At 56.4% G+C, this 13,660-nt stretch carries 17 protein-coding genes; 12 read left to right on the forward strand and 5 right to left on the reverse strand.

Features of this window, described 5'->3' with window-relative positions:
• Positions 1–70 precede the first annotated feature (70 nt).
• Both JZ655_RS17305 and ruvX read left to right on the forward strand, forming a co-directional pair.
• The gene (locus JZ655_RS17305) at positions 71–631 is read left to right on the forward strand and encodes a YqgE/AlgH family protein (protein ID WP_040074082.1); all 561 of its coding nucleotides are present in this window, start codon (positions 71–73) and stop codon (positions 629–631) included.
• The gene (gene ruvX / locus JZ655_RS17310; RefSeq protein WP_046887145.1) at positions 631–1,047 is read left to right on the forward strand and encodes a Holliday junction resolvase RuvX; all 417 of its coding nucleotides are present in this window, start codon (positions 631–633) and stop codon (positions 1,045–1,047) included. Before JZ655_RS17305 ends, ruvX begins: the two co-directional genes overlap by 1 nt.
• A gap of 113 nt (positions 1,048–1,160) precedes the next feature.
• Here the strand turns inward: ruvX and JZ655_RS17315 are convergent, their stop codons facing one another.
• Entirely contained in the window at positions 1,161–1,856 is a 696-nt protein-coding gene (locus JZ655_RS17315) for an IclR family transcriptional regulator (RefSeq protein WP_046887146.1), read from the reverse strand.
• Between the two features lie 65 nt (positions 1,857–1,921).
• Between JZ655_RS17315 and JZ655_RS17320 the strand changes: the two genes are divergently transcribed.
• Positions 1,922–4,180, forward strand: coding sequence for an FAD-dependent oxidoreductase (locus JZ655_RS17320; RefSeq protein ID WP_207292384.1), 2,259 nt, complete (start codon positions 1,922–1,924; stop codon positions 4,178–4,180).
• Here JZ655_RS17320 and JZ655_RS17325 read toward each other — a convergent pair.
• Positions 4,177–5,157 carry a type IV pilus twitching motility protein PilT gene (locus JZ655_RS17325; protein ID WP_207292385.1) on the reverse strand — a complete coding sequence of 327 codons (981 nt, stop codon included), beginning with the start codon at positions 5,155–5,157 and terminating at the stop codon, positions 4,177–4,179. The genes JZ655_RS17320 and JZ655_RS17325 overlap by 4 nt on opposite strands.
• 17 nt (positions 5,158–5,174) lie before the next feature.
• On the opposite strand from JZ655_RS17325, the gene JZ655_RS17330 reads away from it, so the two are divergent.
• The 6 genes from JZ655_RS17330 (at position 5,175) to JZ655_RS17355 (ending at position 8,915) form a co-directional block, all read left to right on the forward strand.
• Positions 5,175–5,876, forward strand: a complete 702-nt coding sequence (locus tag JZ655_RS17330; protein WP_040074074.1) for a YggS family pyridoxal phosphate-dependent enzyme — start codon at positions 5,175–5,177, stop codon at positions 5,874–5,876.
• Positions 5,877–5,897: 21 nt separating this feature from the next.
• Positions 5,898–6,464: a YggT family protein gene (locus JZ655_RS17335; protein WP_040074073.1), complete on the forward strand. Its 567-nt coding sequence runs from the start codon at positions 5,898–5,900 to the stop codon at positions 6,462–6,464.
• Positions 6,461–6,757, forward strand: a complete 297-nt coding sequence (yggU, locus tag JZ655_RS17340; RefSeq protein WP_040074071.1) for a DUF167 family protein YggU — start codon at positions 6,461–6,463, stop codon at positions 6,755–6,757. The genes JZ655_RS17335 and yggU overlap by 4 nt, the downstream gene beginning before the upstream one ends.
• A gap of 3 nt (positions 6,758–6,760) precedes the next feature.
• Entirely contained in the window at positions 6,761–7,354 is a 594-nt protein-coding gene (locus tag JZ655_RS17345) for an XTP/dITP diphosphatase (protein WP_046887152.1), read from the forward strand.
• On the forward strand, positions 7,347–8,489 hold the full coding sequence (hemW, locus tag JZ655_RS17350) for a radical SAM family heme chaperone HemW (RefSeq protein WP_207292386.1): 1,143 nt from the start codon (positions 7,347–7,349) through the stop codon (positions 8,487–8,489). Before JZ655_RS17345 ends, hemW begins: the two co-directional genes overlap by 8 nt.
• Positions 8,490–8,552: 63 nt before the next feature.
• On the forward strand, positions 8,553–8,915 hold the full coding sequence (locus JZ655_RS17355; protein ID WP_207292387.1) for an endonuclease domain-containing protein: 363 nt from the start codon (positions 8,553–8,555) through the stop codon (positions 8,913–8,915).
• Positions 8,916–9,046: 131 nt separating this feature from the next.
• Here the strand turns inward: JZ655_RS17355 and JZ655_RS17360 are convergent, their stop codons facing one another.
• The 3 genes from JZ655_RS17360 to trmB are packed head-to-tail and all read right to left on the reverse strand — an operon-like array spanning position 9,047 to position 10,864.
• Positions 9,047–9,766, reverse strand: a complete 720-nt coding sequence (locus JZ655_RS17360) for a YggN family protein (protein WP_040074067.1) — start codon at positions 9,764–9,766, stop codon at positions 9,047–9,049.
• 52 nt (positions 9,767–9,818) lie between these two features.
• Positions 9,819–10,145, reverse strand: coding sequence for a YggL family protein (locus JZ655_RS17365; protein WP_040074066.1), 327 nt, complete (start codon positions 10,143–10,145; stop codon positions 9,819–9,821).
• On the reverse strand, positions 10,145–10,864 hold the full coding sequence (gene trmB / locus JZ655_RS17370; RefSeq protein ID WP_040074065.1) for a tRNA (guanosine(46)-N7)-methyltransferase TrmB: 720 nt from the start codon (positions 10,862–10,864) through the stop codon (positions 10,145–10,147). The genes JZ655_RS17365 and trmB overlap by 1 nt, the downstream gene beginning before the upstream one ends.
• Positions 10,865–11,008: 144 nt before the next feature.
• On the opposite strand from trmB, the gene mutY reads away from it, so the two are divergent.
• From mutY to mltC, 3 genes are read left to right on the forward strand one after another with little or no spacing between them, the layout of a single operon-like run.
• Entirely contained in the window at positions 11,009–12,061 is a 1,053-nt protein-coding gene (mutY, locus tag JZ655_RS17375) for an A/G-specific adenine glycosylase (protein WP_207292388.1), read from the forward strand.
• Between the two features lie 26 nt (positions 12,062–12,087).
• A complete protein-coding gene (locus JZ655_RS17380) occupies positions 12,088–12,360 on the forward strand; it encodes an oxidative damage protection protein (RefSeq protein ID WP_040074062.1) in 273 nt (90 codons plus the stop codon).
• 51 nt (positions 12,361–12,411) lie between these two features.
• On the forward strand, positions 12,412–13,491 hold the full coding sequence (mltC, locus tag JZ655_RS17385; protein ID WP_046887157.1) for a membrane-bound lytic murein transglycosylase MltC: 1,080 nt from the start codon (positions 12,412–12,414) through the stop codon (positions 13,489–13,491).
• The last annotated feature ends 169 nt before the right edge of the window (positions 13,492–13,660 follow it).

Here is a 13,660-nt window from a genome sequence, read left to right on the forward strand (position 1 = left end):
TGACAGCGCCCCTCTTTGTACGCATACTGGGCGCTGTCGCTTTTTAAACCAGGAAACAGAACCTCTGACAATGAATTTACAGCATCACTTTCTTATTGCCATGCCTGCTCTCCAGGATCCGATTTTCCGTCGTTCCGTAGTCTATATCTGCGAATACAGTGATGACGGCGCAATGGGGATCATCATCAATAAACCGCTGGAAAATCTTAATGTTGAAGGCATTCTGGATAAGCTGAAAATTGCCCAGGATGAGCGCGTGCCGGAAATCCGCCTCGACAAACCGGTGATGCTGGGGGGGCCGCTGGCAGAAGATCGCGGATTCATCCTGCATACCCCGCCGGGCTTCTCTTCCAGCATTCGCATCTCTGACAACACCGTCATCACCACCTCCCGCGATGTTCTCGAGACGCTGGGTACCCTGAATCAGCCCGCCGATGTGCTGGTTGCGCTCGGCTATGCGTCCTGGGAAAAGGGCCAGCTGGAACAGGAGATTCTGGATAACGCATGGCTTACGGCGCCGGCGGATCTGAACATCCTCTTCAAAACCCCTATCGCCGACCGCTGGCGTGATGCTGCGAAGCTGATTGGCATTGATATCCAGACTATGCCTGGCGTCGCGGGGCATGCCTGATGAGCGGTACCCTGCTGGCGTTTGATTTTGGCACCAAAAGTATCGGCGTAGCCATTGGCCAACGCATTACCGGCACGGCGCGCCCGCTGACGGCTCTTAAAGCGCAAGACGGTACGCCCGACTGGAGCCTCATTGAGCGGTTGCTAAAAGAGTGGCAACCTGATGAGGTCATTGTGGGCCTGCCGCTGAATATGGACGGTTCTGAACAACCGCTTACCGCCCGGGCGCGTAAGTTTGCCAATAAAATCCATGGCCGGTTTGGCGTGGCGGTGAAACTGCATGATGAGCGGCTGAGCACGGTGGAAGCCCGCTCCGGCCTCTTTGAACAGGGTGGATTCCGCGCGCTGAATAAAGGCAGCGTGGATTCAGCCTCTGCGGTAATTATTCTCGAAAGCTACTTCGAACAGGGTTTCTGACCCCTCTCCTTTGATGCCCGGCATGCCGGGCAAATGCGCGCAATATCTCGATCGCCATCACACTTCAGCTGGCCCTTTTTTGCTTTCTGATTAATGTTTCTATAAAAGAAACATTAAGGTGATTTTTGCAGCAACTGCTGGTTAAGCGTATCCAGTTGTTCGAGGCGAGTCTGAATGGTCTGTTCATCAGGGTTCCACATCCCGGCAAAGGCCAGTGCAGCCTGATGTTCGCCAACGGGCCGGGCCATGGAGACTTCGCCATCGTCATGGTGCCACACAACCTGCCCCTGTTCGCGTTGCTGAGCCACATGCGGTGCCAGGTTCTGCCACTGTTCCGGGGTAAAACGCGCCATCAAGGCCTCGTCGCTCTCGGCAGCCAGCAGTGACATGCCGATGACCGAACGCCAGGCAGGGAGCATATGAAAGCCAGCCAGCGCCTGCGTCGCCTGACTGCCGGGAACGGAGTGCCAGATATAGATGACCTGGTCTTCCCACAATACTCCCAACGCCACCACGATATCGCGCGGGGCATGGCGTTCCAGCGCCGGTAGCGCACGGGAGAAGAGCTCTGAGCCACGTATCGCCTGCGCCGCCAGTGCGTGGATCCCAGGTCCCGGCAGATAGCGACGCTGTTCATCCTGCATGGTGAGGCCAATAGAAGCCATGGTCATCAGCAGACGGTTAACGCGGGTGGTGTTAATGCCCATCAGACGCGCCAGCTCCCGGCAGCCAATAGCGCGACCACTGGAGACCAGATACTGCAGACAGCGAATGCCCTCAATAAGGCTTTGGTTCGGTTGTGATGACATAGCCACGTTCATTTTGTGTCGAAAAGTGAGTCGATTCTACCGCCAGTTCAGAAGGATACAAGGTAATGAATATCTATCCCCAACGCGAGGCCAGAACCTTTCCTGGCACCTCTCTGGAAGCTGACCTGCTGGTGGCAGGTGGTGGCCTGGCCGGGCTGTGCGCGGCCCTGGCGGCAGCCCGGGAGGGGCTCAGGGTCGTACTCATTCAGGACCGCCCCGTATTAGGGGGCAACGCCTCCAGCGAAGTACGCCTGTGGGCAAACGGCGCCACCTCGCACATGGGCAACAATAATCGCTGGGCGCGTGAAGGCGGCATCATGGGTGAGATCATGGAGGAGAACCTCTGGCGAAACAAAGAGGGGAACCCGGTGATGTTTGACCTGGTACTGCTCGATCTCGCTAAAAGTCAGCCGGGTCTGACCCTGCTGCTTAATACCGCCGTATATGAGATCACTCAAGAGCAGGCTCGCCTGACCGCCGTCAAAGCCTTCAATGCCATTAATGAAACCTTTTATACCGTAACGGCAAGCCAGTTTTGCGATGCCACCGGGGATGGCGTCCTGGGCTTTCTGGCGGGGGCTGAGTATCGCGAAGGGGCCGAGTCGCCGGATGAACTGGGGGAGAAAATGGCCCCAGGGGAGCATTTTGGACACAAGCTCGGGCACTCGATCTATTTTTACACTAAGCGCACCGCTGAGCCGGTAAATTTTGTCCCCCCCTCCTTTGCGCTTGATGACATCACCGCCATCCCTCGTTATAAGCGACTGACCTCGACCCTCAACGGCTGCGATCTGTGGTGGCTTGAGTGGGGAGGCCGCCTCGACACCGTTCATGAGAGCGAGACCATCAAATGGGAGCTGTGGAAAATCGTCTGGGGGGTCTGGAACTATATTAAAAATTCGGGCGAATTCCCCGATGCGGACAACCTGACTATCGAGTGGGTGGGCGCGATCCCCGGCAAGCGCGAGAGCCGCCGCTTTATGGGCGATCATCTACTCTGCCAGCAGGACATTATTGAACAGCGCGACCATTACGACGCGGTGGCGTACGGCGGCTGGTCTATCGACCTGCACCCTGCGGACGGGGTGTACAGTACACACGATGGTTGCCGACAGTTCCACAGTAAAGGGACGTACACCATTCCCTTTCGCTCGCTCTACAGCCGCTCTCTGGACAACCTGTTTTTGACCGGCAGGCTGATCTCTGCGTCGCATGTTGCCTTTGGTAGCGCAAGGGTGATGTGCACCTGCGGCCTGCTTGGGGAGGTGGTGGGCCGCGCAGCGGCGCTCTGTCATCGTCATCAGCTGACGCCGCAGGCGTTTGCGCAGCCGGGCCGCATTGGTGAACTGCAGCAGCAGTTGCAGACTACGGGCTGTTACATCCCGCGCCAGTGGCTGGAAGACCCGGCAAAAGGCGCCACTGTCACCACCAGCAGCGAGTATCTCCTCCGCGCGCTGGCGCCAAATGGTCAGTGGCACTCCCTGACGGCGCGCATGGCAATACTGTTGCCGGTTCGCCGTGGTGACACCTTGCCTGCCATGACCTTTACGCTGCGCGCCCGCAGACCGCAGTCGCTCACCGTTACCCTGCTGGGGAGCGAAAAGAGCGGTAACTTTACGCCAGAATGTTGCTACGCCGGGGTGACGCTGGATGTCGGACAAGAGGGCGATTACACCTGCAACTTCGACTGGCAGAGTGATCGGGATCAGTACGTTTTTGTCGCCTTCAACGCCAGCGAAGAGGTGGAGATAGCGCTGACGGATACGCATTTGCCTGGGCTGATGACCGTCTTTAATAGTCTGAACGCCCGGGTGGCGAAACATACTCGCCAGGTGGCGGATGGCGATTATGGCGTGGATGAGTTTGACTTCTGGCTGCCGCGCCGTCATCCGCAGCAGATCTTCCCGGCCATCCGTTTGGATACGCCGCTGGAGTGCTACAGCAGGCAAAACCTGCTGAATGGCCGCCTGCGCCCGGAACAGCAAGCCAACGCCTGGTCTCCCGCGGCTGATGAACCTGCACCGCAGGTGGTATGGCGATGGTCCAATCCGCAGGAGATTACCCACCTGACGCTGGTGCAGGATAACGATTTTGACAACGCAATGGAGAGCGTGCAGATGGGCCATCACCGGGCCATTACGCCGCACTGCATTACCCATTATCGCCTGTGGGGAGATCAGGTCCTGCTCGCTGAAGTAACAGATAATCACCACTCCGTCTGTGAGCACCGTTTTGCGCCCCCGCTCAGGGTGCAAGAGATCAAACTGGAGATCCTTGCCACCGCAGGCGCACTTCCGGCGGTCTACTCCCTGAACGTCCGTTAAACCCGGCCCTGGGCGCGGCGCTCGGCCAGGCTCTGGTCGAAGTTCTGCATCCCCATCTGCTGCCCGGTCTGAATCACGCCGGGCAACTGGTACGTTTTGCCCTCGCGGATCAGGTTCGCCGCCGCGGGGGTATTGACCAACAGCTCATACAGCGCCACTCGCCCGCCCTGGTTATCGTTAACCAGCTTTTGCGCCAGTACCGCACGCAAACTGCCTGCCAGCTGGTTACGCACCGGATCTTTTTCCTGCGCGGGAAAGGTATCGACCAGCCGTTCAATGGCCTGCGATGCGCCGCGCGTATGGAGCGTCGCCAATACCAGATGCCCGGTCTCGGCGGCGGTGAGCGCCAGACGAATGGTTTCGCTGTCGCGTAATTCCCCCAGCAAAATCACATCGGGATCTTCACGCAATGCGCCACGTAATGCCTCGGCGAAGGTGCGGCTGTGTAAGCCTATTTCGCGCTGCTGCACCAGACAGCGCTTGCTCTGGTGAATAAATTCTACCGGATCTTCCAGCGTCAGAATGTGCCCGTCGCTGTGGCAGTTAAGATAATCGACCATGGCGGCCAGCGTGGTCGATTTTCCGCTACCCGTTGCCCCGGTCACCAGTATCAGGCCGTTATCGTTCGCCAGCAGCTCCGGCATCGTACGCGGCGTACCCAGCGCGCGTAGCTGCGGACAACAGTGCGGCAGCAGCCTCAGCGCAAGGGAGCAGCCCTGCGTGTGGGCAAAGGCACTGGCGCGCAGGCGACGCGCCTCCCCTACCGTGATGGCAAAATCGACCTGCCCGCGGGCAATCCACTCGCCCTGCAGCTCTTCGCTGAGCCAGCCATTCAGCAGCGCGGCGACATCCGGCGGGGGAAAAGGGGCTGGCTCAATCTTTCCACGGCGTCGCCAGCGCGGTGGCGCATTACTACACAGGTGTAGATCCGAGACATTATGCTTTACACTAAGGGCCACAATTTCTTCCATATCCACACGAATCTCCTCGGAAAATGAACGACATTGCGCATAACCTGGCACAGGTCCGGGATAAAATCTCAGCCGCAGCAACGCGTTGCGGCCGTGTTTCAGAAGAAGTTACGTTGCTTGCAGTCAGCAAAACCAAACCTGCGAGCGCCATCGCAGAAGCGATTGACGCAGGCCAACGCGCATTCGGCGAAAACTATGTTCAGGAAGGGGTAGAAAAAATCCGCCATTTCCATGACGCGGGCAGAAGCGATCTGCAATGGCACTTTATTGGGCCGTTGCAGTCGAACAAAAGCCGCCTTGTCGCCGAACATTTCGACTGGTGCCATACGGTCGATCGTCTGCGCATAGCCACGCGGCTTAGCGAGCAGCGTCCAGCCGAAATGCCTCCACTTAACGTGCTGATTCAAATCAATATTAGTGATGAGAATAGCAAGTCAGGAATCGCGCTTTCTGAACTTGATGCACTGGCAGAGGCCGTGGCGCAGTTGCCCGGACTCCAGCTGCGTGGATTGATGGCGATCCCGGCGCCGGAAGCGGATTACGACAGGCAATTTGCCGTGGCACAGCAAATGGCTGTAGCATTTGAGGCGCTCAAAGCGGGCTACCCAACCGTCGACACGCTTTCACTGGGCATGACGGACGATATGGACGCCGCCATTGCGGCAGGCAGTACCATGGTGCGCATCGGCACAGCCATTTTCGGTGCGCGCGACTACACCCAATAATAAGGAAACCTGAGGAACGCCATGAAGACGTTGACTTTCCTGCTCTCGACGGTCATTGAACTCTATACGATGGTGCTTTTGCTGCGCGTATGGATGCAGTGGGCGCGTTGTGATTTCTACAACCCCTTTTCACAATTTGTCGTTAAAATCACCCAGCCGATCATTGGGCCACTACGCCGTATTATCCCTCCGATGGGGCCGATTGATAGCGCATCGCTGCTAGTGGCACTGGTGCTCTGCTTTATCAAAGCCATCGTGCTGTTTATGGTGGTCAGCTTCCAGCCTATCATCTGGATTGCCGCCGTACTGATCCTGCTGAAGACCATCGGCCTGCTCATCTTCTGGGTATTGCTGCTGATGGCGATCATGAGCTGGGTAAGCCAGGGCCGTAGCCCGGTAGAGTTTGCCCTCATCCAGCTGGCAGACCCTTTACTTCGCCCGATCCGTAACCTGCTGCCGTCGATGGGCGGGATCGACTTTTCCCCGATGATCCTTGTACTGCTGCTGTACGTGGCCAACATGGGGATCGCCGAGCTGTTACAGGCGACGGGCAACATGCTGCTGCCGGGGCTGTGGATGGCGCTATGAGTGCCGTAAGCACCTGCGCTGACGGGCTGGTTTTACGGCTGTATATTCAGCCGAAAGCCAGCCGCGACAGCATTGTTGGGCTGCATGGCGACGAGCTTAAGGTCGCCATCACCGCCCCGCCGGTTGATGGCCAGGCCAATGCGCATCTGACCAAATATCTGGCTAAACAGTTTCGCGTCGCCAAAAGCCAGGTCATCATTGAAAAAGGTGAACTGGGGCGGCATAAACAGGTAAAAATCCTCAACCCGCAAAATATCCCGACGGAAGTCGCGGCGCTGACAGAACAGGACTAAACCATGCAGAAAGTTGTTCTCGCTACCGGTAATGCCGGTAAAGTGCGCGAGCTGGCCTCGCTTTTAAATGATTTTGGGCTGGACGTGGTCGCTCAGACCGAGCTTGGCGTGGATTCCGCCGAGGAGACAGGCCTGACCTTTATCGAAAACGCCATTCTGAAAGCGCGCCATGCCGCTCAGATTACCGGCCTGCCGGCCATTGCTGACGACTCCGGCCTGGCCGTCGATTATCTTGGCGGTGCGCCGGGGATCTACTCCGCGCGTTACTCTGGTGAAGATGCCACCGACCAGCAAAACCTGGAAAAGCTGCTTGTTGCCCTGAAGGATGTGCCTGACGACCAGCGCACCGCGCAGTTCCACTGCGTGCTGGTTTATCTGCGCCACGCTGAAGACCCCACGCCTGTTGTCTGTCACGGCAGTTGGCCGGGCGTAATTACCCGTGAGGCGGCAGGCAACGGCGGCTTTGGCTACGACCCGATTTTCTTTGTCCCGTCTGAGGGCAAAACCGCTGCGGAACTGACCCGCGAAGAGAAAAGCGCGATTTCCCATCGCGGACGCGCCCTGAAACAGTTACTGGAAGCATTACGTAATGGCTAATTTGCCACCTTTGAGTCTTTATATTCACATCCCGTGGTGCGTGCAGAAATGTCCGTACTGCGATTTCAACTCGCATGCGCTGAAGGGCGAAGTGCCGCACGATGATTATGTTGCGCATCTGCTGGCCGACCTGGACGCCGATGTACCTTACGCACAGGGACGTGAAGTTAAGACCATTTTTATTGGTGGCGGTACGCCGAGCCTGCTTTCAGGCCCGGCGATGCAAACGCTGCTGGATGGCGTGCGTGCGCGCCTGAACCTGGCAGCGGATGCTGAAATTACGATGGAAGCCAACCCCGGCACCGTTGAGGCCGACCGTTTTGTCGAGTATCAGCGTGCAGGGGTGAATCGTATCTCCATCGGCGTGCAGAGCTTTAGCGAGCCGAAATTAAAGCGCCTGGGGCGTATTCACGGCCCGGACGAGGCAAAGCGCGCTGCGCATCTGGCAACGGGGCTTGGCCTTCGCAGTTTTAACCTTGATTTGATGCACGGCCTGCCGGACCAGTCGCTCGACGAAGCGCTGGATGACCTGCGTCAGGCGATCGAACTTAATCCGCCGCATCTCTCCTGGTATCAGCTAACCATTGAGCCAAACACGCTGTTTGGCTCTCGCCCGCCGGTACTGCCGGATGACGACGCGCTGTGGGATATCTTCGAGCAAGGCCATCAGCTGTTGACCGCTGCGGGCTATCAGCAGTACGAAACCTCCGCCTATGCGAAGCCGGGCTACCAGTGCCAGCACAACCTGAACTACTGGCGCTTTGGCGATTATCTGGGGATAGGCTGCGGCGCGCACGGCAAAGTGACCTTCCCGGAAGGGCGCATCCTGCGTACAGCTAAAACGCGCCATCCGCGCGGGTACATGGAAGGCCGCTATCTGGAACGTCAGCACGACGTCGAGGCAGCGGATAAGCCGTTTGAGTTCTTTATGAACCGTTTCCGCCTGCTGGAAGCCGCACCGCGCGCGGAGTTCTCGCGCTATACCGGGCTGGCGGAGTCGGTGATTCGTCCTCAGATTGACGAGGCGCTGGCGCAGGGGTATCTCACCGAATGTGATGAATACTGGCAGATCACCGAGCACGGCAAACTGTTCTTAAACTCCCTTCTCGAGCTGTTCCTCGCCGAAGATTCCTGAAGACCGCTTCCGGATTTTGCATCCCGTTCTGCCAGCTGAAGAAAAGGCTGGCAGAGTGTGGGGATGGATAAATTAAAAATTTACGCAAAACAGCTCAGGCGTGAGCTGACAATGGAAGAGAGGCACCTCTGGTATCTCTTGCGTGGTCGCCGTTTCTCACGTTACAAGTTTCGCCGACAACATCCCGTGGGCCACTACATTCTTGATTTTGCCTGCTGCGAAGCGCGACTGGCGGTTGAACTGGATGGCGGGCAACATGATGAAAAACAGGACTACGATGAGCAAAGGTCGTTGTGGTTAAACCAAAAGGGGTGGTACGTCATTCGATTCTGGAACAACGAACTCTGGAATAATGAAGAGGTGGTATTAGAAAAAATTCTTGAGACACTGCAAACGCTGCTACCCTCACCCCGACCCTCTCCCTGAAAGGGAGAGGGGGCAAACCATCACCTCGCCTACGAGATGAGGGAGCAAACTATCCCCTCGCCTACGAGATGAGGGAGCAAACTATCCCCTCGCCCCTTTGGGGAGAGGGTTAGGGTGAGGGGTAAAGAAACTTACTTCAGCGTCCCTACCAGCGCCTTCCTGCTCTCTTCCAGCGACACCACGCGTTTACAGACATCTTTGCCGAAGGCCTGGAAATCCGCTTCCTGGTTCTTCCACTCGTTCTGAATCGAAGTCTGTAATCCGCCCAGGCTACCCAGCACGCCCTGCAGCGGGTTACCGCCGCCTTTCAGCACGGCTTTTGCACCCATCTCGTTGATGCTGTCCTGCAAAATACCGCCCATCGCCTGGTTCACCAGCTGCTGGCCGTCGGCACGCACCTGGTCGATAGCTTTGTAGTGGAAGGTCAGGCCGTCGGGACGGCGTTCAATGATGCGGTTCATCTGCTCTTTCAACTGGGCATCCAGTTTGGTCAGGCGGGTACGCATGTTGCTGCTCTCCCCCACCTCTTTGGCGATGATCTTATCCAGTGCCACGCGGCCCTTTTCTACGCGGGTACGGGCGCCGTCGTCGATCCACGGCAGCGCGGAGCGCAGATCGGCCTGATAATCTTTCGCCTGCTCACGCTGGGCTGCGCTCAGGCTCGCTTGTTTGCCATTAAACATGACGCTGCCATCCGGGGTAATGACCAGATTGCCGTTCTCGCCTTTCACCTGCACGGTTTGCGGGCTCAGGATTACATCGTCACGCGGCGTCACTTCACATTTATATTCCGCATGCGCCGTTAAGGCGGTTGCCATCAGTGCCGCTGCCAGCAGCGTTTTGCGCATCATAAAAACTCCCTCAGACAAAATGGGCCAGCAAATGCTGGCCCCATATGTTTAATTAGTCCCACCAGACGTCGAAAAGTTCGCTGATGCGTACCTCTTCGTATTTATGGTCTTCTAACCATTTACGGACGATAGCCTGATGTTCTTCCGTGCAACGGCCGATCTCTTGTTTGCAGATCAGACCTTCCCACGCCAGGTAGCCACTGCCATCAAAGGCCAGCTGGTTAGGTTCGATAACCTCTTCGATAAACGCATCAACGTCTTTATCGATCTGTTCTACGCTGGTGCCTTCCGGAAAACGCCATGCAACGGAAAAACCTACTTCCTGGAATTCGTCGATGTGCATTTTCTTACGCAGACGACGGCTACGGTTCTTTGCCATTATTTCACCCTCTCGAACATTAAGTCCCATACGCCGTGACCAAGACGATGGCCACGCTGTTCAAATTTGGTTACCGGCCGGGAGTCCGGACGCGGCACGTAGTCGTTACTTTGCGACTGGTTTTTATACCCGTCGAGCCCCGACATGACTTCCAGCATATGTTCTGCATAGGCTTCCCAGTCGGTCGCCATATGGAAAACGCCACCCAGTTTAAGCTTACTCTTCACTAACTCAGCAAAGGGTGCCTGCACAATGCGACGTTTATTATGACGCGCCTTGTGCCATGGGTCAGGGAAAAAGAGCTGAACCATGTTAAGTGAGTTGTCAGGGATCATTTTGTGCAGCACTTCTACCGCATCGTGGCACATCACACGCAGGTTTTCGACACCCTCTTCATGGGCCGTAGCCAGACATGCGCCCACGCCCGGGGAGTGCACTTCAATACCGAGGAAATTTTGTTCCGGGCGCGCTTTCGCCATCGTGACCAGCGAAGCGCCCATGCCAAAACCAATTTCCAGGGTGATGGGCGCGTCGCGGCCAAACAGTTCGACAAAATCGACAGGCTGCTCGCTGAACTCAACGCCCATCACCGGCCAGTAGTTGTCCAGCGCATGTTGCTGACCTTTGGTCAGGCGCCCCTGACGGCGGACGAAGCTGCGAATACGGCGCAGCGGGCGGCCGTTTTCATCAAATTCCGGTGAAATGACGTCGTTTTTCATAAAAGAGTAGTCTGCTTGTGAGTATGTTCGGGAAACGGGCATTATCCAAAGTTAAGGCATCTATGCAAGCATGGGAAAGATCCGGTTTACAGCCGATTGCCGCTGTGCTGCAATTCGCCCCCCTGATATCGCGAATCGAAGACCATGCAAGCCTCTCAATTTTCAGCCCAGGTGCTGGACTGGTACGACAAATACGGGCGTAAAACCCTGCCCTGGCAAATTGAAAAAACGCCCTACAAAGTATGGCTCTCTGAGGTGATGTTGCAACAAACGCAGGTCGCCACCGTGATCCCCTATTTTGAGCGCTTTATGGCGCGTTTCCCAACGGTAACCGATCTGGCGAATGCCCCCCTTGATGAAGTGCTGCATTTGTGGACCGGGCTTGGCTATTACGCCCGGGCGCGTAATCTGCACAAAGCCGCTCAGCAGGTTGCCACGCTCCATAAGGGTAAGTTCCCGGAAACCTTTGACGAGGTTGCGGCGCTGCCCGGTGTCGGGCGTTCCACCGCCGGGGCGGTACTCTCCCTGTCGCTGGGCAAACATTTTCCAATACTGGACGGCAACGTTAAGCGGGTGCTCGCCCGCTGCTACGCCGTTGACGGCTGGCCCGGAAAAAAAGAGGTCGAAAAGCGTCTATGGGCGTTAAGCGACGCGGTGACGCCGGCCAAAGGGGTTGAGCAGTTTAATCAGGCAATGATGGATTTAGGGGCGATGGTCTGCACCCGCTCCAGACCAAAGTGCGAGCTTTGCCCGGTTAATAACCTCTGCGTAGCCTATGCCAACCATTCATGGGCTAACTACCCTGGCAAAAAACCTAAGCAAACGCTGCCAGAGCGCACCGGCTATTTTCTGCTGCTGCAGCATGATGAGAACGTCTTCCTGGCCCAGCGTCCGCCGAGCGGGCTGTGGGGTGGATTGTTCTGTTTCCCGCAGTTTGCCGACGAAGCCGGGCTACGCGCCTGGCTGGCGGATCGGCAGATTAATGCCGATAATCTTCGGCAGTTAACCGCGTTTCGCCACACCTTTAGCCATTTCCATCTGGATATTGTGCCAATGTGGCTTCCTGTGTCCTCATTCACCGCGCGCATGGATGAGGGAACCGGTCTCTGGTATAACTTAGCGCAGCCACCGTCAGTGGGACTGGCGGCACCTGTAGAGCGCTTGTTACAGCAATTACGTGTTGGGGCAATAGCGTAGCCCCGGCGCGACAAAGAGGAATGATTATGGCCAGAACAATTTTTTGCACCTTCCTGCAACGTGACGCAGAGGGTCAAGACTTCCAGCTTTATCCAGGCGAGCTGGGTAAGCGCATCTATAACGAGATCTCCAAAGAAGCCTGGGCGCAGTGGCAGCATAAGCAGACCATGATCATCAACGAGCAGAAGCTCAATATGATGAACGCTGAACATCGTAAATTACTGGAGCAGGAGATGATCAACTTCCTGTTCGAAGGTAAGGATGTTCACATCGAAGGCTATACGCCGCCGGAAAAATAATGAAGGGCCAGATGGCCCTTTTCACTGCTCACAACACGCACTCCCGGAATGATGAAAAAATTTTTAGCGCTAGCCCTTGTTGCGCCGTTGCTTGTTTCTTGTTCCTCGAAAAATAAAGGCGATAGCTATAACGAAGCCTGGATAAAAGACACTAACGGTTTTGACATTCTGATGGGGCAGTTTGCCCATAACATTGAAAATATTTGGGGATTTAACGAGGTCCTGATTGCCGGACCAAAAGATTACGTTAAATATACCGACGCGTATCAGACCCGTAGCCACATCAACTTTGATGACGGTACGATCACGATTGAAACCATTGCAGGCACAGAACCTGCGGCACGCCTGCGTCAGGCCATCATCAAAACCTTGTTGATGGGTGACGATCCGGGCACTATCGATCTCTACTCTGATGCCGACGACATCACCATCTCTAAAGAGCCGTTCCTGTACGGCCAGGTAGTGGACCAGACCGGCCAGCCGATTCGCTGGGAAGGTCGCGCCTCGAACTTCGCCGATTATCTGTTACAAACGCGCATGAAGAGCCGCACCAACGGCCTGAAAATTATCTACAGCGTCACCATCAATCTGGTACCGAACCACCTTGATAAACGTGCCCATAAGTACATCGGTATGGTGCGTCAGGCGTCGCGTAAGTATGGCGTCGATGAGTCGCTGATCCTTGCGATTATGCAGACTGAATCCTCGTTTAACCCGTATGCCGTCAGCCGTTCCGATGCGCTGGGCCTGATGCAGGTTGTGCAGCACAGCGCCGGGAAAGACGTGTTCCGTTCACAGGGGAAATCGGGTACGCCGAGCCGTAGCTATCTGTTCGATCCTGCCAGTAACATTGATACCGGCACCGCCTACCTGGCGATGCTGAACAATGTCTACCTGAGCGGCATTGATAACCCTACGTCGCGTCGTTATGCGGTGATCACCGCCTACAACGGCGGTGCGGGCAGCGTGCTGCGCGTCTTCTCCAGCGATAAGCTGCAGGCGGCGAATATCATCAACAGCATGGCGCCAGGTGATGTCTATCAGACCCTGACCACCCGCCATCCGTCCGGTGAATCCCGTCGCTACCTCTACAAAGTGAATACGGCGCAGAAAAACTATCGTCGCCGTTAGTCCACACTTTCCCCTCACCCTGCCCCGTCTCCCTGTGGCAGGGTGAGGGGAACGCCACAACGCCCTCCTGCCATACGAAAATGTTATTTGCATCACAATCCAAACTGCAAATTAATGAGGATTGCATTTTTTTGCGGGAGGTAACAAAACATCAGGCCGTCCACTGATA

This window comes from Leclercia pneumoniae (assembly GCF_017348915.1).
Classification (GTDB): Bacteria; Pseudomonadota; Gammaproteobacteria; order Enterobacterales; family Enterobacteriaceae; genus Enterobacter; species Enterobacter pneumoniae.